Origin of the sequence: Psychroflexus planctonicus, from assembly GCF_014640195.1 — a bacterium.
Lineage (GTDB): Bacteria > Bacteroidota > Bacteroidia > Flavobacteriales > Flavobacteriaceae > Psychroflexus > Psychroflexus planctonicus.
Genome location: NZ_BMGM01000003.1, coordinates 289,708 through 308,669, shown reverse-complemented (window position 1 = coordinate 308,669; position 18,962 = coordinate 289,708). Strand labels below are relative to the sequence as shown.

At 35.5% G+C, this 18,962-nt stretch carries 15 protein-coding genes and 1 other RNA gene; 7 read left to right on the top strand and 9 right to left on the bottom strand.

Features of this window, described 5'->3' with window-relative positions:
• Positions 1–28 precede the first annotated feature (28 nt).
• The 5 genes from purL to IEV72_RS04875 form a co-directional block, all read right to left on the bottom strand.
• Positions 29–3,691 carry a phosphoribosylformylglycinamidine synthase gene (gene purL, locus IEV72_RS04895; protein ID WP_188457970.1) on the bottom strand — a complete coding sequence of 1,221 codons (3,663 nt, stop codon included), beginning with the start codon at positions 3,689–3,691 and terminating at the stop codon, positions 29–31.
• A 156-nt stretch (positions 3,692–3,847) separates the two neighbouring features.
• Positions 3,848–5,509, bottom strand: coding sequence for a gliding motility-associated ABC transporter substrate-binding protein GldG (gene gldG, locus IEV72_RS04890; protein WP_188457969.1), 1,662 nt, complete (start codon positions 5,507–5,509; stop codon positions 3,848–3,850).
• Complete coding sequence (locus IEV72_RS04885; RefSeq protein ID WP_188457968.1) at positions 5,506–6,240, bottom strand: ABC transporter permease subunit; 735 nt, start codon at positions 6,238–6,240, stop codon at positions 5,506–5,508. The genes gldG and IEV72_RS04885 overlap by 4 nt, the downstream gene beginning before the upstream one ends.
• A gap of 4 nt (positions 6,241–6,244) precedes the next feature.
• Positions 6,245–6,541, bottom strand: coding sequence for a putative quinol monooxygenase (locus IEV72_RS04880; RefSeq protein ID WP_188457967.1), 297 nt, complete (start codon positions 6,539–6,541; stop codon positions 6,245–6,247).
• A complete protein-coding gene (locus IEV72_RS04875) occupies positions 6,531–7,382 on the bottom strand; it encodes an SAM hydrolase/SAM-dependent halogenase family protein (protein WP_188457966.1) in 852 nt (283 codons plus the stop codon). The genes IEV72_RS04880 and IEV72_RS04875 overlap by 11 nt, the downstream gene beginning before the upstream one ends.
• A 90-nt stretch (positions 7,383–7,472) precedes the next feature.
• On the opposite strand from IEV72_RS04875, the gene IEV72_RS04870 reads away from it, so the two are divergent.
• Positions 7,473–8,426 carry a PhoH family protein gene (locus tag IEV72_RS04870; protein WP_188457965.1) on the top strand — a complete coding sequence of 318 codons (954 nt, stop codon included), beginning with the start codon at positions 7,473–7,475 and terminating at the stop codon, positions 8,424–8,426.
• Between the two features lie 3 nt (positions 8,427–8,429).
• Entirely contained in the window at positions 8,430–9,383 is a 954-nt protein-coding gene (locus IEV72_RS04865; RefSeq protein WP_188457964.1) for a phosphoribosylaminoimidazolesuccinocarboxamide synthase, read from the top strand.
• A 179-nt stretch (positions 9,384–9,562) separates the two neighbouring features.
• Here the strand turns inward: IEV72_RS04865 and ffs are convergent.
• Positions 9,563–9,661, bottom strand: an RNA gene (gene ffs / locus IEV72_RS04860) — signal recognition particle sRNA small type.
• Between the two features lie 86 nt (positions 9,662–9,747).
• Here ffs and IEV72_RS04855 point away from each other — a divergent pair.
• Together IEV72_RS04855 and IEV72_RS04850 are read left to right on the top strand one after the other, a co-directional pair.
• Complete coding sequence (locus IEV72_RS04855; protein ID WP_188457963.1) at positions 9,748–10,800, top strand: glutaminyl-peptide cyclotransferase; 1,053 nt, start codon at positions 9,748–9,750, stop codon at positions 10,798–10,800.
• Positions 10,801–10,913: 113 nt separating this feature from the next.
• Positions 10,914–12,452, top strand: coding sequence for a hypothetical protein (locus IEV72_RS04850; RefSeq protein ID WP_308420157.1), 1,539 nt, complete (start codon positions 10,914–10,916; stop codon positions 12,450–12,452).
• Between the two features lie 89 nt (positions 12,453–12,541).
• Here the strand turns inward: IEV72_RS04850 and IEV72_RS04845 are convergent, their stop codons facing one another.
• Both IEV72_RS04845 and glyA read right to left on the bottom strand, forming a co-directional pair.
• Positions 12,542–12,949 (bottom strand): DUF2059 domain-containing protein, encoded by a 408-nt coding sequence (locus tag IEV72_RS04845; protein WP_188457962.1) that lies wholly within the window; start codon positions 12,947–12,949, stop codon positions 12,542–12,544.
• 22 nt (positions 12,950–12,971) lie between these two features.
• Positions 12,972–14,258, bottom strand: coding sequence for a serine hydroxymethyltransferase (gene glyA, locus IEV72_RS04840; protein WP_188457961.1), 1,287 nt, complete (start codon positions 14,256–14,258; stop codon positions 12,972–12,974).
• A gap of 116 nt (positions 14,259–14,374) precedes the next feature.
• Between glyA and fahA the strand changes: the two genes are divergently transcribed.
• The 3 genes from fahA to guaB all read left to right on the top strand — a co-directional run bounded on the left by fahA (position 14,375) and on the right by guaB (position 18,265).
• Complete coding sequence (fahA, locus tag IEV72_RS04835) at positions 14,375–15,658, top strand: fumarylacetoacetase (protein ID WP_188457960.1); 1,284 nt, start codon at positions 14,375–14,377, stop codon at positions 15,656–15,658.
• 63 nt (positions 15,659–15,721) lie between these two features.
• The gene (locus tag IEV72_RS04830) at positions 15,722–16,645 is read left to right on the top strand and encodes a YihY/virulence factor BrkB family protein (protein ID WP_188457959.1); all 924 of its coding nucleotides are present in this window, start codon (positions 15,722–15,724) and stop codon (positions 16,643–16,645) included.
• A gap of 150 nt (positions 16,646–16,795) precedes the next feature.
• On the top strand, positions 16,796–18,265 hold the full coding sequence (gene guaB / locus IEV72_RS04825) for an IMP dehydrogenase (protein WP_188457958.1): 1,470 nt from the start codon (positions 16,796–16,798) through the stop codon (positions 18,263–18,265).
• Positions 18,266–18,268: 3 nt separating this feature from the next.
• Here the strand turns inward: guaB and cmk are convergent, their stop codons facing one another.
• Entirely contained in the window at positions 18,269–18,958 is a 690-nt protein-coding gene (cmk, locus tag IEV72_RS04820) for a (d)CMP kinase (protein WP_188457957.1), read from the bottom strand.
• Between the last annotated feature and the right edge of the window lie 4 nt (positions 18,959–18,962).

Here is an 18,962-nt window from a genome sequence, read left to right as displayed (position 1 = left end):
CCACGGTTTAAACCGTGGGCTATGAAATTTATTGATTATTTTTTTCGAAAATCCATTCCTTCGCATTGACAAATGCTTGTAACCAAGGCGAAACTTCATCGGTTTGGTTTTTGGGATAATGTGCCCAATTCCAAGGAAAAATAGAACGTTCCAGGTGAGGCATCATTACCAAATGTCTACCGGTTTTATCGGTTAATACAGCAGTATTGAAGTCAGATCCATTCGGATTAGCTGGATAGCCTTCGTAACCGTACTTTCCAACGATTTGATAATGGCTTTCTGCTTTTGGAAAACTGAACTTTCCTTCGCCGTGTGCGGCCCAAATACCCAATTGTGTTCCAGCCATGTTTTTCAACATCACCGAATTGTTTTCTTGAATTTTCACACTGGTAAAGTTGCATTCAAATTTACCACTGTCATTATGAAGCATTTTTGGTTTTTCGGCATCTTCGGTGTGCAATAAACCCAATTCAATGAACAATTGACAACCATTACAAACACCCAAAGACAAGGTATCTTCTCTGGCAAAAAAGTTTTGCAAAGCGGTTTGTGCATGCTCGTTATAGGCAAATGCACCTGCCCAACCTTTCGCGCTTCCTAGCACATCCGAATTGGAAAATCCACCAACGGCAGCAATGAGTTGTACATCTTCTAAATTTTCGCTACCCGACATTAAATCGGTCATATGGATGTCTTTCACTTCAAAACCTGCCAAGTGTAAAGCACGTGCCATTTCCCGCTCGGAGTTAGAACCTTTTTCACGGATAATAGCAGCTTGTGGCCGATTTGCTTCATCTATTTTCGGAAGTTTTCCTGTAAAATGTTCTGGAAATTCAAACTTGAGTGGTTGATTTTTATAATTTTCAAATCGTTCGTCTGCTTTTTCTATTCCACTTTGTTGGCGGTCTAATAAATGCGATGTGGTATACCAAACGTCACGGTATTCAGCAATATCAAAACTCAATCTTTCTTCGCTATTCTTCAGTTGAAGCTCAGCGGTTTCAATTGCATTTCCTATTGAAAAGAATTCGATATTTTGTTGTTGAAGTTGTTGTTTTGCAGTTTCATCTTTCAGTTGAAGCAATACGCCTGCATTTTCGGAAAACAGTAATTTAGTTGAATCATTTTCACCTAAAGAAGTCAAATCGATTTCCATACCACGATTGGGTTCAGGAAAACACATTTCCAATAAAGCGGTAAGCATTCCTCCAGCCGAAATATCATGGCCAGCAACTACCAAATCAGCTTTAATCAAATCTTGAATGGCATTGAAGCTTTTGGCAAAAAAAGCATCATCTTGAATACTTGGAGCTACTTTACCAATTTTATTTTTGATTTGCGCAAAAGATGAACCGCCTAACTTGTAGGCATCTTGCGATAAGTTGATGTAAATCAATTCGCCTTCTTTTTGCAAAACCGGCTCTACTACTTTGGTAATGGCATTGCAATTTCCAGCAGCAGAAATAATTACCGTTCCAGGAGAAAGCACTTCTTTGTCGGCATATTTTTGCTTCATCGAAAGTGAATCTTTTCCGGTTGGTACATTAATTCCTAAGGCGATGGAAAATTCAGAAACGGCTTCAACGGCTTGGTATAGTCGAGCATCTTCACCCGGATTTTTGCAAGGCCACATCCAATTCGCTGATAAGGAAACGGAATGCAAACCATCTTTTAATGGAGCAAAAACAATATTGGTCAAGGCTTCTGCTATGGAATTTTTGGCTCCCGCTACGGGATCGATTAATCCTGAAATAGGGGAGTGCCCAACCGAAGTAGCCACGCCTTCCTTTCCTAAATAATCCAAGGCAGCTACTCCACAATTGTTCAGCGGAAGCTGCAAACTACCACAGGTTTGTTGTTTGGCTACACGACCACTTACACAACGATCTACTTTGTTGGTTAGCCAATCTTTACAGGCAACGGCTTCCAATTGAAGCACTTGTTTTGCATCTTCATAAAGCGCTTGCTTTTCGTAGCTAATTTCTTCATAATCATGTTGAATACTTTCGTCTTTCATGATGGTTTTTGGTGAACTACCAAACATGTCAGAAAGTTTCAAATCCATTGGTTTTTCACCTGTTTTTGAATTTTGAAAAGTAAATTGATGGTCGTTGGTTACTTTTCCGACTCGATACATTGGAGCACGCTCACGAGCTGCAATTTTTTCAAGTTTTAAACTGGCATCTTTTGGCAAAACCAAGCCCATGCGTTCTTGAGATTCGTTGCCGATAATTTCTTTTGCAGAAAGTGTAGGATCGCCGATAGGAAGTTTGGCAATATCAATCTTGCCACCCGTTTCTTCTACCAATTCGCTAAGGCAATTCAAATGTCCGCCAGCTCCATGATCATGAATAGATGTGATGGAGTTTTCTTCACTTTCTACCATTCCACGGATGGCGTTGGCTGCTCTTTTTTGCATTTCGGGGTTGGAACGTTGGATGGCGTTCAATTCGATTCCGCTGCTAAATTCGCCTGTATCTGCTGAAGATACCGCAGCTCCACCCATTCCTATTCGGTAGTTGTCGCCACCTAAAATCACGATGTCTTCATCTGCTTTGGGAATGGCTTTTATAGCTTGATTTGCTTTTCCGTAACCAATTCCGCCTGCTAACATAATCACTTTATCGAAACCAAGGTGTTTGTTGTTTTCGGAGTGTTCAAAAGTTAAGACTGAGCCACAAATTAGCGGTTGACCAAATTTATTTCCAAAATCGGATGCGCCGTTGGAAGCTTTAATCAAAATATCCAACGGAGTTTGGTACAACCACTTTCGTGCGGGAAATGCTTTTTCCCAGTTTCTGTCTTCGGTTAAACGCGAATAACTGGTCATGTAAACGGCCGTTCCTGCTAAAGGAAGCGAACCTTTTCCACCGGCTAGTCGATCTCTAATTTCTCCGCCGCTTCCCGTGGCAGCACCGTTGAAAGGCTCCACCGTAGTTGGGAAATTATGGGTTTCAGCTTTTAGCGAAATCACCGATTCGAAATTTGTATTTTGATAAAAGGAAGCTTCATCAGCACGAAAAGGTGCAAATTGTTGTACAACGGGCCCTTTTACAAAAGCCACATTGTCCTTGTATGCAGAAACAATTGAATTGGGATGAGTTTCAGAAGTTTTTCTTATTAATTTGAATAGCGATTCTTTTTTTTCTTCACCATCAATAATAAATGTACCGTTGAAAATTTTATGTCGGCAGTGTTCAGAATTCACTTGCGAAAACCCAAAAACTTCGGCGTCGGTCAAGGGTCTTTCTAATCGTTTTGCTAAATCTTCTAGGTAGGTTACTTCTTCTTCATTTAAGGCTAAACCTTCTTTTTTATTGTAATCTGCAATGTCTAGAATGGGTTTTACATGTTCTGGTGTAATGTTTATGTCGAACAATTCTTGATTCAATTCAGCATAAGCTTGAAACAACATGGGGTCAAAGGCTTCATTTTTTTCATTACGACTAAACTCTTCAATGCGCTCAATTCCTACAATTCCCATGTTTTGGGTAATTTCTACGGCGTTGGTAGACCAAGGCGTAATCATAGCTGCTCGTGGACCGATAAAGTTGCCTTCTATTGTTTTTTCATCGATAAATTTAGCGTCGCCAAATAGCCATTTCAGTTTTTTAATGGTTTCGTAATCAGGACGGTTTGGTGAAGAAACTACATAAAATTGAGTAGGAGAAGACTGAAAAAAATGAATCATTGCACGAAAATTTAGATACTAATTTTTATGCGTTCAAAAATACGATAAATAATAGCATTTTTGGTTTGAATTCATTTAAAATGAAAGTAATGATTTATCTTTGATTTAGGTTGTATTGCAATTCACAATTTATACTTTATTGCGAAAGCTTCAATATTAAGCATATCGCTTTCTTCTATAATAATTAAAGCCGAACGAAATAATCCCTAATACCAAAATTCCACCAACTAATAAAATGGTTTTCCAAGCATTTTGGCTGGCTTCCATTTTGTCTTGGTCTAAAATAGGTAGTTCTATTGATTTTGTTCTTAAATTCACTAAAGCTTCATCACCGAGTAAAAAGTTGGCTGCATTCATCAGAAATTCTTTGTTTCCGTACGTATTTCCTGTGTATTGATCGAAACCTAATTCTTGTGGTTGACCTTTAATTACTTCATTTTTAATTACATCTCCATCCGAAATGAAAATTTGTTGGGTAGACTTACTTTTATTTAAATGATTTTCATTTTTGAAAGGCAAAACCCGTTTGTTGTATAAGGAAGTAAATTCGCCTTCTACCAAAGCAGCTAAAATTTGAGCTCCAGCTTTATATTCATCAGGATTTACTTCATCTTGAATTTGATTGAGTTTAATTTCTCGAGGCGTTCCTTCCAATTTGGTTAAGTCTGAAGATTTTAGCAAAGTGGTTTGCTCAATTTCATCTCGTTTTAAAAACTCAATAGGATTGGCAAAATTAAAATGAACCGCGTTTAAGTTTGCAACGATAGGATGTTTGCTAGCTTCATCTGCCAAAGGTTCATAAAACCAAGGAAAAGGATTGAATTGGGTCTGGCTTCCTTGTCCTTGTGCCAACACGATTGGAGCGGAATACAAATCGTTGACTAAAGTGGGGTTGATGCGAACTCCGTACGAAAAAAACAAATCGTAGGTATCCAATTCCTTTGGAAACGCAACCATGGAGCCTGATTTTACCAAACTGTCTTTTTCTGCCATGACTTGCTCGGTTAACCAAATGGCTTTACCGCCATTCATGATAAATTGGTCTAAGCAATATTTTTCTGCTTCGGTAAATTTTTGTGTGGGTTTGGCATCGATGATTAAATCGAATTTTTGTAACTCGGTTAAGGTCTTTTGGGGTTGTTCTTTTATGGTTTTTAAAGTAAAAGGAGCAATGCGATAGTATTTGCCCAATTCCTTGATATAGTCGGCTATGTAGGCATCTTTTAATTGACCATTTCCACGTAAAACGGCTACTTTCTTTTCTTTTTCACGAGTTAACTTTACCAATGCGTTGGTGATTTGGTATTCCAAATTTTGAATGGAACGGGCTACCAATTCTTCATTACTTGCACCTAACTTTTTTTGCAATAAAGGAATTTGAATTTTCTTGCTACCTATTTTTACTTCAGCCCAAGGAAAAATCCAGTTTTCGATGGTTTTTCCGTTTTGAAGAACGTTCAAACGTTCAGGTGTCATTCCGCGTTGGTAAAACGAATTGGCAACTTCTTCTACTGGTTTTCGGGTATTTAACGGATCGGTAAACCTGAATTTAATATTGGAATTATAAGCTTGGTATTCTTCAAATAAATAACGTGTTTCCAATTGAAGCTGTTTGAAAACGGAAGGCAAATCACCCGTTAAAAAAACTTCAACTGCAAGCGGATGTTCAATTTCGTTTATAAAAGAAACACTGGTTTCAGAAAGGCTGTAACGTTGATCTTGCGTAAAATCGAATCGATAAAAAAATTGACTGGCTATCAGATTCAACACTACAAATCCAACTGCACAATAGGCTAAAAAATAGGATTGCTTTTTCATTGTCCCTGTGTTTTTTGAAGCCGGTGAATGCAAATGGCGATAAACAATGCTGTAAAACTTAAAAAGTAAACGATGTTTCTTGTGTCAATTACACCGCGGCTTAAGCTTTTGTAATGAAAGCTCAAACTCAAGTATTCCATAGCATAAATGGAAGAACCAAACAAAGCGATGTTGCTGATGCCTTCTAAAGCAAAAAATGCTGCTAAACACAAAACTGCCCCGATGCTAAAGGAAAGGATTTGGTTTTTTGAAAATGCCGAAGCCAACAAAGAAATTGCGATGTAACTACACGTGAGTAAGCCCAATCCAAGATAGGAGCCAAAAATAGCGGGGAAGTCTACTTGGTAGGAATTTTTCACTAAAAAGTGAATGCATGCCACAAAAAGTAAACTCGGTAATAAGGCAATTCCAGTAATGGCTAAAGCGGCAAAAAATTTACCTAAGACTAAATTCAGTTTGGTGATGGGTTTGGTGTAAAGCAACTCTAAAGTGCCTGATTTTTGTTCTTCCGAAAAGCTTTTCATGCAAATTGCAGGAATCAAGAAAATAAATATCCATGCAGAAAGTTCAAAAAACGGAACCAGATTCGCATTTCCTGAATTCAATATATTATAGTCTGAATTGAAAAACCATAAAAATAGCACATTGATGACCCAATACATCCCGAGTACCAAAAAGCCAGTGGTGTTGGCAAAAAACGCATTGATTTCTTTTTTAAAAATAGCTTTCATAGATTTATTTTAAGCTAACTAATTTTTGAACGCTCCAAGCTTCTGGTTTTGCACAAAAATTCTTTTTTGTAGCTGCCCAAATATTTTTGAAAAGTTCAGAATTCCGGTAATTTTCTAGATCTTTTTCATCTTTCCAATACGAGTACGTAAAAAAGATTTCTTTATTATTCAAGTCTTGGTAAAGTTCTAAAAATTCGCAACCATCTACATTTCTAATTTTGTGTTTTTGTGCTTCAAATAAAGCTTTAAATACTTCAATTTTATCTTCTTCAAACTGCATTTTTACAATTCTAACCAGCATATTTTGTTTCGTTTTCAAAATTAATGGAAATGGTGTTGGTCAATTTCAATCCAAATAAACTTGCCGCGCTTCCCACCGTATGCGGATTGCTTTTGTAAATGGCCAATTCTAAATAACCAGACGTATTAAAGAGCGCCAACTTCTTGCCTTCTTCTTCTCGCTTTTCTTTTGGAAGCTTAAAATTGATGGCTTCGCTGTAAGAATTATAAACTTTATTAAAATTGATGTTTCTGGCCGAAATCACGAAACTCCTTCCTTTTCCAATTTCCGTAAATCGTTTTTTGGTGATGTTGCTCACTATGTTTCCGTAGTTGTCAATATAAATTACATGCCCCAATATCTGATTTTGTTTATCATTGACAATGGGTTCCAGGTTTTTTATTTGTTGAATTTCAGGAATGAGTTTGCCGATGACTTCAAGCGTCCCGCCACGACAAATGTGAGCCGCAACTTTTACAAATACATCCAAAACAGGGAAATTGGTCTCTATGCTATTATGTATATTGATTTCTACAATTTTTTCTGGTTTTATTTCAGATGCGATTAGTGATAAAATTCCATTATTGGCGCAAATGAAATAATGTCCATCTAAAAAGATAGCCAAATGTTTATTTTCTGGTGAAAGTTCCGCATCAACTCCGATTAAATGTATGCTTCCTTTCGGGAAATTATGGTAGGCATTTTTAATGATGTAAGCTGCTTCAGTAATATGAAAAGGAGAAACTTCATGCGAAACATCTACAATAGTCAGATCGGAAAGTTCACTGTACAAAGCAGCTTTTACCGCAGCAACGGAATGATCCTTATAACCAAAATCTGAAGTAAGTGTAATAATGGGCATAAATGGATAATAATTTTGTAATGTTTACCGAAGAATATTTTCGTAAATTTGTTGTGCGAATTTAACCATAATGTCTAAAATCTTCTGCTTTTGAACGAACTTATTATCGAACTTTCAGAAATTAGTCCACAGGACTTCTTTGGGAAAAACAATGAAAATATTCAACTGATTAAAAAATATTTTCCAAAATTAAAAATTGTTGCTCGGGGAAATAAGGTCAGGGCGTTTGGAGATGAAGATTTACTAGAAGAATTTGACAAACGATTTGCAATGATTTCGGATCATTTTGCCAAATACAATGCAATAGATGAAAATAGCATTGAGCGCATTCTTACCAGTGAAACAGAAAAAGAATTACAAACTTCTGCTTCCGCTGAAAAAACCATTTTACATGGCGTTGGTGGCAGAGTGATTAAAGCACAAACCCACAACCAGCGCAGATTAGTAGAAGAAGCCAGTAAAAACGATATGGTTTTTGCAGTAGGTCCAGCAGGAACCGGAAAAACCTATACCAGTGTTGCTTTAGCGGTAAAAGCCTTAAAAGAAAAACAAGTAAAACGAATTATTTTAACTCGACCAGCTGTTGAAGCGGGTGAAAATTTAGGTTTTCTACCTGGAGACTTAAAAGAAAAGTTAGATCCGTATATGCAACCTTTATATGATGCACTTCGGGACATGATTCCGCATGAACGTTTGGAAACATTTATTGAAAAAGGAGTGATTCAAATTGCACCGATGGCTTTTATGCGGGGTAGAACTTTAGATAATGCGTATGTTATTTTAGATGAAGCACAAAATACATCACATGCACAAATGAAGATGTTTTTAACCCGAATGGGAAAACATGCAAAATTCATTATTACTGGAGATCCAGGTCAAGTTGATTTACCAAGACGAATTATCTCAGGTTTAAAAGAAGCTTTGTTAGTGCTAAAAGATGTAAAAGGAGTAGGCGTAGTGTATTTAGATGAAAAAGACGTAATTAGACATAAATTAGTAAAACGCATTATTGCAGCTTATAAAGCCATAGAAAATCAAGCTTAAAAAATGAACAATACCTTAACCAAAACCAATCTTCAGTTAGAAGGATTACAATCTGTTTATCACGGAAAAGTACGTGAAGTTTATGAAGTTGCCAACAATCAATTGGTGATGGTAGCCACCGACCGTCTTAGCGCTTTTGATGTAGTTTTGCCCCAAGGCATTCCTTATAAAGGACAATTGTTAAATCAGTTGGCATTGCACATGTTGGAAGCTACTTCAGATTTGGTTCCGAATTGGTTAACAGCAAGTCCAGACCCGAATGTGAGTGTGGGCGAAAAATGTACTCCTTTTAAAGTGGAAATGGTGATTCGTGGTTATTTAGCCGGTCATGCTTATCGTGAATACAAAGCAGGAAAACGGACTTTATGTGGTGTGCATTTACCAGAAGGACTTAAAGAAAATGACGCATTTCCCAAACCCATTATCACGCCCACAACCAAGGCAGCAATGGGGAGTCACGATGAAGATATTTCCCGAGAAGCCATTTTGGAAAACGGAATTGTAACTAAAGCAGATTACGAAAAATTAGAAGAATATACGTACAAACTATTCGCTCGCGGAACAGAAATCGCCAAAAAACAAGGTTTGATTTTAGTTGACACTAAATATGAATTCGGTAAAACCGCAGACGGAAAAATAGTGGTGATTGATGAAATTCACACCCCAGACTCTTCTCGGTATTTTTATTTAGAAGGATATCAAGAACGGCAAGACAAAGGCGAAAAACAAAAACAACTTTCCAAAGAATTTGTAAGAGAATGGCTGATTGAAAACGGATTTCAAGGAAAAGAAGGTCAAAAAGTACCTAACTTACCACCAGATTTCATTCAATTGGTTACTCAACGTTATATTGAATTGTACGAAAAAATCACCGGAAAAGAATTTGTAAAAGCAGATACAGAAGATATTCATCAGCGTATACAAAGCAACTTGGATACGTATTTTTCTGAAAAGTAATTTAAAGGCAAATAAAGATTTTTAATTTCATGCCACGAATGCACGAATAATTATTAGTGCATTCGTGGCATTTTTTTTTAGATACAGTCATCACCTTGGAAGTTATATGTGAAATAAATTTTGCTCGATAGATAATAATATGGAGTCTTTTTTTGTTTGAAGAAAATAAAATAAACAAAAAATGGCAAGCGACCTACATCACACCGCTGCGACCATCTACCCTTGCTGCGTTCCCGCCCTGGGGGATTCGACAGGAGCTGGTTGTGTAGGACTTGCCGGTGCAAATATACAATCTTTAGTAATCTTAACAAGTGTTTTTAATCATTAAATTCATAATTTAGCCAACCTAAATAATTAACTTTTTATGCGTCTTTTTAAACACCTGTTTTTCATTTTTTTAGCCTTCGCTGTGGTTTCTTGTGAGGAAGATTTAGCTAATCAAATTCAATTAAAATTTCCAGATAATCAAACTAAAGTTCCTATTGGGAAAACTTTAAATGCAAGCTTAGTCCTACCAAAAGAAGGTGAAGTTTCTGGGAAAGTGAAATTACAAGACGAAGTTTTTTTTATTGAAAGTAAAAACCTGCAAATTCCTATTTCAACAGACTTACTTTTAGGTAAACATCAAATTAGAGTCGACTTTGAGTACTTAGATGAAACATTTTCTATTCAAAAAGAAATTGAAATCATCAATAACAAAGCTCCCAAACTAATGGGGTACAAAATATTAAATACGTATCCGCATGATCCGAAGGCTTACACGCAAGGTTTAGAGTTTTTAGGCGACACTTTATACGAAGGAACGGGACAATATAAACAATCCAGTTTACGAAAAGTAGACTATAAAACCGGAGAAGTTCTACAAAAAATAAATTTATCAGACCGTGTTTTTGGCGAAGGCATTAGCATTTTAGACGGGAAAATTTATCAATTGACATGGCGCTCAGGTTATGGATTTGTTTACGATTTAGAAACTTTTGAAGAATTAGATAAATTTTCATTTAACAATAGTGCTGAAGGTTGGGGACTTTGCAACGATGGAAAACAGTTTTATAAAAGCGATGGAACCGATAAAATTTGGTTGTTAGAACCCGAAACCATGAAAGAGCTGAGCTACATTCAACCTACTACGCACAAAGGAACCAACAAACAATTGAATGAATTGGAATGGGTAAACGGAAAAATTTATGCCAACACATATCAACGTGATGGTGTGGCCATTATCAATCCTAAAAATGGAGCTATTGATGGCATTATCGATCTTCGTGGATTTCGTGATTTAATCAACAAGCCATCTGATTTTGATGAGGTGAACCACGTTTTAAATGGAATTGCAGTTCATCCAGAAACGGGAAACTTATTTGTAACAGGAAAAAACTGGGACAAGCTTTTTGAAGTTGAAATATTTGAAAAATAATCTGTTTTTAAAATCGTTATGAATACCTTATATAAAATATGATTGACCTAACTAAACAACATATCAATTTGAAACTAAATTGCTCTAATTCCAAACTTTTTAGAATATTATTTTTGGGCGTCTTTTTTACCTTTATTGTATTGACTTCTGCATGTCGAGACGATTTTGAAACGGTTCCCAGTACAGGAGAATTGGAGTTTTCTACAGATACTTTGTTTTTAGATACCGTTTTTACAAATACATCATCTAGCACTTATCAATTTAAAGTCTATAACCGAAGTAGCAAAGACATCAATATTCCTAAAATAGAACTCGGTGAAGGAGAAGCTTCCAACTATCGATTGAATGTTGATGGAATTCCGGGTAAAACTTTCGAAAATATTGAGCTTTTAGCAAAAGACAGTTTGTTTGTTTTTGTTGAAGTTACCGCAGATATTGAAAATTTAGCAAATCAAGGTACGCAATTTACCTATGAAGATGTAGTCGCTTTTGATACGGGTATGAACCAACAAAACATCAGGCTGATTAGTTTAATTCAAGATGCTGTTTTTTTATTCCCAGAGCGTTTTGAAGATGGAACAACCGAAACGCTTTCCTTAGGTGTGAATGAAGAAGGAGAAGAATTGTTTATTGAAGGTTTTTTTCTAGATGATGAACATTTGCATTTTACCAATGAAAAACCTTATGTTATTTACGGTTTTGCAGGTGTGCCAAGTGGAAAAACCTTAACGATAGATCCTGGCGCACGCATTCACTTTCATGCCAATAGTGGAATGATTGTAGCCAATAACGGAACTATACAGGCCAACGGCGAAATTAGTCAAGACCAAGAAGCTTTAGAAAACGAAATTATTTTTCAAGGTGATCGGCTGGAACCAGGTTTTAGTGAAATCCCTGGTCAATGGGCTACCATTTGGCTAACCCAAGGAAGTACCAACCATATATTTGATTATACCACCATTAAAAACGGAACTGTTGGAATTTTAATGGATTCTAATGACGGTACCAATAATCCTACGCTTCAACTTAAAAACACGCAAATTTATAACCATACCAACGTAGGCTTGTTGGCTAGAACTGGTTTTGTAGAAGCTGAAAATGTTGTGATTAACAATGCGGGGCAAGCGGCGGTTAATCTTTCACTAGGTGGTAGATACAATTTTAAACATTCAACTATTGCTAATTATTGGAGCAATTCTTTTCGACAATTTCCCGCTTTACTAATTGAAAATAATTTACAAACACAAGAAGAAGTTTTTGTAGCCGACCTAGTTGAAGCAACTTTTAGTAATTGTATTATTTATGGTACAGAGCGAATAGAAGTGCTTTTTAATCAAGTAGATGAAGCTGCCTTTAACTACAAATTTGAAAACTGTCTAATCCGTTTTAACGATATCAACAATCAATATGTAGACAATCCACTTTACAATTTTGAAGATTCAAATATTTTCTTAGATAATGTATTCAATGAATCTCCTGATTTCTTAAATCCAAATCAAAATCAATTGCAAATTGGCTTGGAATCGGCTGCTTTCAATTTAGGAAATACAAATACAGCACAAGAAGTTCCATTAGATTTATTGGGAATTAATCGCGTTGCAAATCCAGATTCGGGAGCATTTCAAGCTATTGAATTTGAAGAAGAAGATTAATAAAAAAAATGAAATTCTAAATAGAAATAAAAAGCCACTTTAAATTAATAAAGTGACTTTTTATTTAATCTATTTGCAATAAATAGTATTTAGTAACCATCCATGTATTTTTGCAAAATTGGCATCAATTCCATAGAAAATTCTTGTCCTATTTGCATCGAAGCTTGAAAAATTTCTTCTTGACCTTCTAACATGGTTTTCCCCAAATCAGTTTCATAAAAATCCAACAATGCTTTTATGTCTTCATGTGAGTATTGTTCAGCTGCAACCTTTGCCAATTTAAGATACATTTCATCTAAAACAGGTTGCATTTCCTGCTTAAAGGCTTCTAAGTTTTCTTCAGGGATTTGGCTATAAATTGGTTGCAAAGAAGATTCAACAGTAGCATTAGATAATTTCATTAGTTTTAATGCATCCTTAATTTCTGGTGATGTTTCTTCTTGGGCTATTCCAAATTGAGCAAATAGAATTGCTAAACAGATAATTATTTTTTTCATGATAATGTATTTTTTATTTAGTTTAAGCATGCACACCATCAACAAACAGTGGACGGTGACTCATCATTTCTTCAACTTCATTTTTAATTGACTTGAGCTCTTGTTCATTTTCAGGATTTTGGATTACACGGTTGATAAATTCAACAATTTTAGGCATTTCACTTTCAGATAAACCACGTGTAGTAACGGCAGGTGTTCCTACTCTAATCCCAGAAGTAACAAAGGGAGATTCTGTATCAAAAGGAACCATATTTTTGTTCACTGTAATGCCAGCTTTACCTAAAGCTTCTTCAGCAACTTTACCAGTAACAGATTTATTTCTAAGATCAATCAACATCATGTGGTTATCAGTTCCACCAGAAATAAGTTGATAATCAAGATTTACAAAAGCCTTAGCCATTGCAGAAGCATTTTTTTGTACTTGTTTCATGTAATACGTAAAGTCATCAGTTAAGGCTTCACCAAATGCAATAGCTTTGGCAGCGATAATGTGTTCTAAAGGACCACCTTGATTTCCAGGAAAAACACCGCTATCCATTAAAGATGACATTTTTTTAAGTTTTCCACTTTTTAATTTTAGGCCAAAAGGATTTTCAAAATCTTCCCCCATCATAATAATTCCACCTCGTGGTCCACGTAAAGTTTTATGTGTAGTTGAAGTAACTACGTGGCAATGTGGAATAGGACTTTGTAATAAACCTTTTGCTACTAATCCTGCAGGGTGTGCAACATCTGCTAATAAAATAGCTCCAACTTGATCTGCTATGTTTCTAAACTTTTTGTAATCTATTTCTCTAGAATAAGCAGAAGCTCCTGCAATAATTAACTTTGGTTTGTGTTTTTTAGCTTGAGATTCAACTTGATTGTAATCAATATAGCCTGTTTTTTCATTTACTCCATAAAAAACGGGCTGATATAATTTTCCAGAAAAATTTACAGAAGAACCATGTGTTAAGTGTCCTCCATGTGCTAAATCGAAACCTAAAATTTTGTCGCCTGGATTTAAAAGCATCGAAAATACAGCTGTATTAGCTTGAGAGCCAGAATGTGGCTGCACATTAGCATAAGCTGCACCAAATAATTTTTTGAGTCGTTCTCTAGCTATATCTTCAACTTGGTCTACAATTTCGCAACCGCCATAATAACGCTTTCCAGGGTAACCCTCGGCGTATTTATTGGTTAAAACTGAACCTGCAGCTTCCAGTACATCGGAGCTCACAAAGTTTTCACTTGCTATAAGTTCTAAACCTTTAGTTTGTCTATCTTGTTCTGCTGAAATTAAGTCGAAAATTTGCTTGTCTTTTGCCATGATATTATTTCGTTAAATAAGCTTCAAAAATAACAAATGTATTCGGTTATTTCAGCTAAAACTATATATTTGAAATATAGTTTTAACTATTATTAATCAACCCAAATAATACACATATGTCATTAGCCGCTAACGATCCATCTAGAAAAACCTGGTTAGCTATTCCAGACAACACAGATTTTCCTATCCAAAATATTCCATTTGGAGTGTTTTTAACTCGAGACGATATTATTACCATCGGAACCCGAATTGGTGATACCGCTATAGATTTAGGTGCTTTGCATCAGTTAGGATATTTTAAAAATATACCATTAACAGACGATATTTTTTTGCAAGACAGCTTAAACGATTTTATTGCTGATGGAAGAAAAACTTGGCGTGCTGTTCGAAATAGAGTTGCTGAACTTTTTGATAAAAAAAACAACGAACTCAAAAATAACAAAGAACATTGCACGCGTGTTTTATTTACTATTGATGAAATTGAAATGCAATTGCCAGTTCACGTAGGTGATTATACCGATTTTTATTCAAGTAAAGAGCATGCTACCAATGTTGGTACTATGTTTAGAGATCCCGATAATGCATTGTTACCTAATTGGCTTCATATTCCAGTTGGTTATCACGGCAGAAGTTCTTCTATTATTCCTAGTGGAATACCTATACATAGACCACAAGGCCAAAAATTGCCAAAAGGAGCAGACGAACCCATTTTTGGGCCATCACGATTAGTAGATTTTGAATTGGAAATGGCATTTATTACCACAGACGCTAACGATTTAGGACAACCTATTCCTATTGATGAAGCTGAAAGCCATATTTTTGGAATGGTTGTATTTAACGATTGGAGTGCTAGAGATATTCAAAAATGGGAATATGTACCGCTAGGACCTTTCTTGGCTAAAAGTTTCGCTTCTTCTGTTTCACCATGGATTGTTACTTTAGATGCTTTGGAGCCGTTTAGAGTAGAAGGACCTAAACCAGAGAAAAAATTACTACCATATTTACAAACTTCAGGTAAAAAGAGTTTCGATATTAATCTACAAGTATCTATTACGCCTAGAAAAGGAGAAGAAACGGTAGTTACCAACTCTAATTTTAAATACATGTATTGGAACATGAGTCAGCAACTTGCTCACCATACCATTAATGGTTGTCCTGTAAATAGTGGAGATATGATGGCAAGTGGAACTATTTCTGGTCCAACTCCAGATTCGTATGGTTCGATGTTAGAGTTATCATGGCGTGGCTCTAAACCATTGAAATTAAAAGGTGGCGAAGAACGTAAATTTATTGAAGACTATGATACGGTAACTATGCGTGGTTATTGCCAAAATCATGAAGTAAGAATTGGTTTTGGTGAAGTTAAAACTCAATTGCTTCCTGTTTTTAAATCTAAATAAATTTTAAAATTTTAATATATTGAGGGGTTGTTTGTATTTTACAAGCAACCTTTATTTTTACTTATGAAAAAAATAAAATTTATTCTAAATTTTTTATACAACATCAAATACATAAAAGTACTAGTTGAAAGTATAAAGGATTTTTCTAAAAACGATTCTATTAATTTTGCAGCAACAACTGCTTTTTATACCATATTTAGTTTACCTGCCTTTTTTATTTTAATATTGAAAGTAGGCTCAACTTTTTATCAAAAATCGAAAATTAAAGAAGAACTTTTTTTACAAGTTGAAAATTTAGCTGGAAGCGAAGCCGTTACAACTATTGAATCTACCTTAGAAAATATTTCTATGGACGATACAGGTGTAGTTTCAAGCACTATTGCTTTTGGTATTTTAGCTTTTAGTGCAACTACAGTATTTGTGAGTTTACAGAATGCCATGAATCATATTTGGCATATCAAAGCAATTCCAAAGCGTGGTTTTTTGAAATACATCATCAATAGGTTACTTAGTTTTTCGTTGGTCTTGTCTATGGGATTTATTCTCATTGTTTCTTTACTGCTAGATGCCATTGTTTCGGTCATTTTTACACACTTGGAATTTTTATTAGATACTTACGCGGTAAAACTTTCATCTGTTGTACAAATTATTTTGTCGCAAGCCATATTGGTTCTAATTTTTGCTTTAATGTATAAAATTTTACCCGATGCAAAAGTTCGATGGAAAGATACCTGGGTTGGAGCTTTGGTTACCGCTATTTTATTTATAGTTGGCAAGTTTGGTATTGGATTTTATTTAGGAAATACGGACTTAGGTAATACCTATGGAGCCGCAGGTTCTTTGGTTATTTTATTGGTTTGGGTTTATTATTCTGTTATTATTTTCCTACTTGGTGGCCAAATAACTTTTTACATAGCCAAATTTTATGGAAATATAATAGAACCAACTTCTAACGCAACACGCATTGAAATTGTAGAAATAGATTAGCCTTGGGTTACAAGTTGATTTTAATTTACACAACTTTGCAATAATTTTAGGCTTAAAAATCAAGCTAAAACATTGAAGTTTAATTCATTTTAATTTAACTTCAATTCATCTTTTATTAGCTATATTTGCCTGCAATTAAATGTAATTGCAATGGCAAATTCTTCAAAAATTAAAGAGAAAGGTTTAACTTACGATGACGTTCTCTTAGTTCCTGCTTATTCTGATGTGCTTCCTAGAGAAGTTAGTATTAAAAGCAAATTTTCAAAAAACATTTCACTTAACGTTCCTGTTGTTTCTGCAGCTATGGATACAGTTACGGAGTCGAGAATGGCAATTGCTATTGCTCGAGAAGGTGGAATAGGGGTTTTGCATAAAAATATGACAATTGCTGAACAAGCTCTAAAAGTTAGAAAGGTAAAACGTGCAGAAAGCGGAATGATTATCGACCCAGTTACCTTACCTAAAAATGCCAGTGTTGGTGATGCTAAAAACAGCATGAGAGAACACAGTATTGGTGGTATTCCTATTGTAGATAAGGATAAAAAGTTGGTGGGAATTGTAACCAATAGAGATTTGCGATTTGAGAAAGATTTTGATCGTCCGATTGCAGATATTATGACCAAAGATAATTTGGTTACAGTAGCCGAAGGAACTTCATTAGATCAAGCAGAAGATATTCTTCAAGCTCATAAAATTGAAAAACTTCCTGTTGTAAAAGACGATAATACCTTGGTTGGGCTAATTACATTTAGAGATATTACCAAGCTAACCCAGAAGCCAATAGCTAACAAAGACCAATTTGGAAGATTGAGAGTTGCTGCTGCTTTAGGAGTAACACCTGATATTAAAGATCGAGCTGAAGCACTTGTAAATGCTGGAGTAGATGCAGTAGTAATTGACACTGCTCACGGACATACTAGAGGAGTTGTTGAAGCTTTAAAAGTGGTAAAAACAAATTTTCCAAAATTAGATGTTGTTGTAGGTAATATTGCAACTGCAGAAGCAGCAAAATATTTAGTTGAAGCGGGAGCAGATGCTGTTAAAGTAGGAATTGGTCCAGGTTCAATTTGTACTACTCGAATTGTTGCTGGAGTAGGTTACCCACAATTATCTGCTGTAATGGAAGTCGCACAAGCTATTAAAGATACTGGCGTTCCCGTTATTGCCGATGGTGGAATAAGATACACAGGCGATATTCCAAAAGCTATTGCAGCCGGTGCAGATTGTGTAATGTTAGGTTCCTTATTGGCTGGAACTAAAGAATCTCCCGGAGAAACCATAATTTACGAAGGAAGAAAATTTAAATCTTACCGTGGAATGGGTTCTGTAGAAGCTATGAAAAAAGGTTCTAAAGATCGTTACTTCCAAGATGTTGAAGACGATATTAAAAAACTAGTTCCTGAAGGAATAGTAGGTCGCGTTCCTTATAAAGGCGAATTAGTAGAAAGTATGGTTCAATTTATTGGTGGTTTACGCGCTGGAATGGGCTATTGCGGAGCAAAAGACATTGAAACGATGAAAAATATTACACAATTTGTAGAAATTACAACTTCTGGAATACTAGAATCGCACCCACATAATGTTTCCATTACTAAAGAAGCTCCAAATTATAGCAGATAAGAACTAATTGATCTTCTCCTCAACTAATTTCATAATTTGATCAAATTGTTCTGTTGGAGATAAATTTGAATTGTCTATTTTAATAGCATCATCTGCCATTTTTAAAGGTGAATGTGTTCTGTTGGAATCAATCTCGTCGCGTTCTTTTACGTTGGCTAGTACTTCTTCAAAACTTACATTTGCTTCTTTTTCTTTGAGTTCGTTGTACCGGCGTTCGGCTCTAATTTTGGCTGAAGCTGTCATGAAAATCTTCAGTTCAGCATCAGGAAAAACTACCGTGCCAATATCTCTTCCATCCATTACAATGCCTTTGTTCTCACCCATTTTTTGTTGAATTTCAACTAGCTTTTTTCGCACTTCAGGAAGTTTTGCAACCGTACTTACACGAGAAGAAACTTGCATATCTCGAATGTATTCTTCAACATTTTTGTTATTTAAATATACTTCACCTTGTTCTTGATTTGCTTGTTTTCGAAATTCAATGTCAACGCTATTCAGTTTTGAAAGTAAGCATTCTTCGTTTAGTTCAACATCATTAAAACATCCTGATTGCAAAGCAAAATAAGTTACTGCGCGGTACATAGCACCTGTATCTACATAAATGTAATTTAGCTTTTTGGCCAATTGTTTAGCCACCGTACTTTTTCCAGTAGAAGAGTGTCCGTCTATGGCAATACTAATTTTTTTTGTCATGTTT

Bases quoted from the DNA above. Each gene is read 5' to 3' on its own strand.
- IEV72_RS04830 (WP_188457959.1), top strand. From the start codon at position 15,722: ATGAAAAAAATAAAATTTATTCTAAATTTTTTATACAACATCAAATAC.
- guaB (WP_188457958.1), top strand. From the start codon at position 16,796: ATGGCAAATTCTTCAAAAATTAAAGAGAAAGGTTTAACTTACGATGAC.
- IEV72_RS04845 (WP_188457962.1), bottom strand. From the start codon at position 12,949: ATGAAAAAAATAATTATCTGTTTAGCAATTCTATTTGCTCAATTTGGA.
- IEV72_RS04880 (WP_188457967.1), bottom strand. From the start codon at position 6,541: ATGCTGGTTAGAATTGTAAAAATGCAGTTTGAAGAAGATAAAATTGAA.
- IEV72_RS04875 (WP_188457966.1), bottom strand. From the start codon at position 7,382: ATGCCCATTATTACACTTACTTCAGATTTTGGTTATAAGGATCATTCC.
- fahA (WP_188457960.1), top strand. From the start codon at position 14,375: ATGTCATTAGCCGCTAACGATCCATCTAGAAAAACCTGGTTAGCTATT.
- gldG (WP_188457969.1), bottom strand. From the start codon at position 5,509: ATGAAAAAGCAATCCTATTTTTTAGCCTATTGTGCAGTTGGATTTGTA.
- cmk (WP_188457957.1), bottom strand. From the start codon at position 18,958: ATGACAAAAAAAATTAGTATTGCCATAGACGGACACTCTTCTACTGGA.
- IEV72_RS04885 (WP_188457968.1), bottom strand. From the start codon at position 6,240: ATGAAAGCTATTTTTAAAAAAGAAATCAATGCGTTTTTTGCCAACACC.
- IEV72_RS04855 (WP_188457963.1), top strand. From the start codon at position 9,748: ATGCGTCTTTTTAAACACCTGTTTTTCATTTTTTTAGCCTTCGCTGTG.
- glyA (WP_188457961.1), bottom strand. From the start codon at position 14,258: ATGGCAAAAGACAAGCAAATTTTCGACTTAATTTCAGCAGAACAAGAT.
- IEV72_RS04865 (WP_188457964.1), top strand. From the start codon at position 8,430: ATGAACAATACCTTAACCAAAACCAATCTTCAGTTAGAAGGATTACAA.
- purL (WP_188457970.1), bottom strand. From the start codon at position 3,691: ATGATTCATTTTTTTCAGTCTTCTCCTACTCAATTTTATGTAGTTTCT.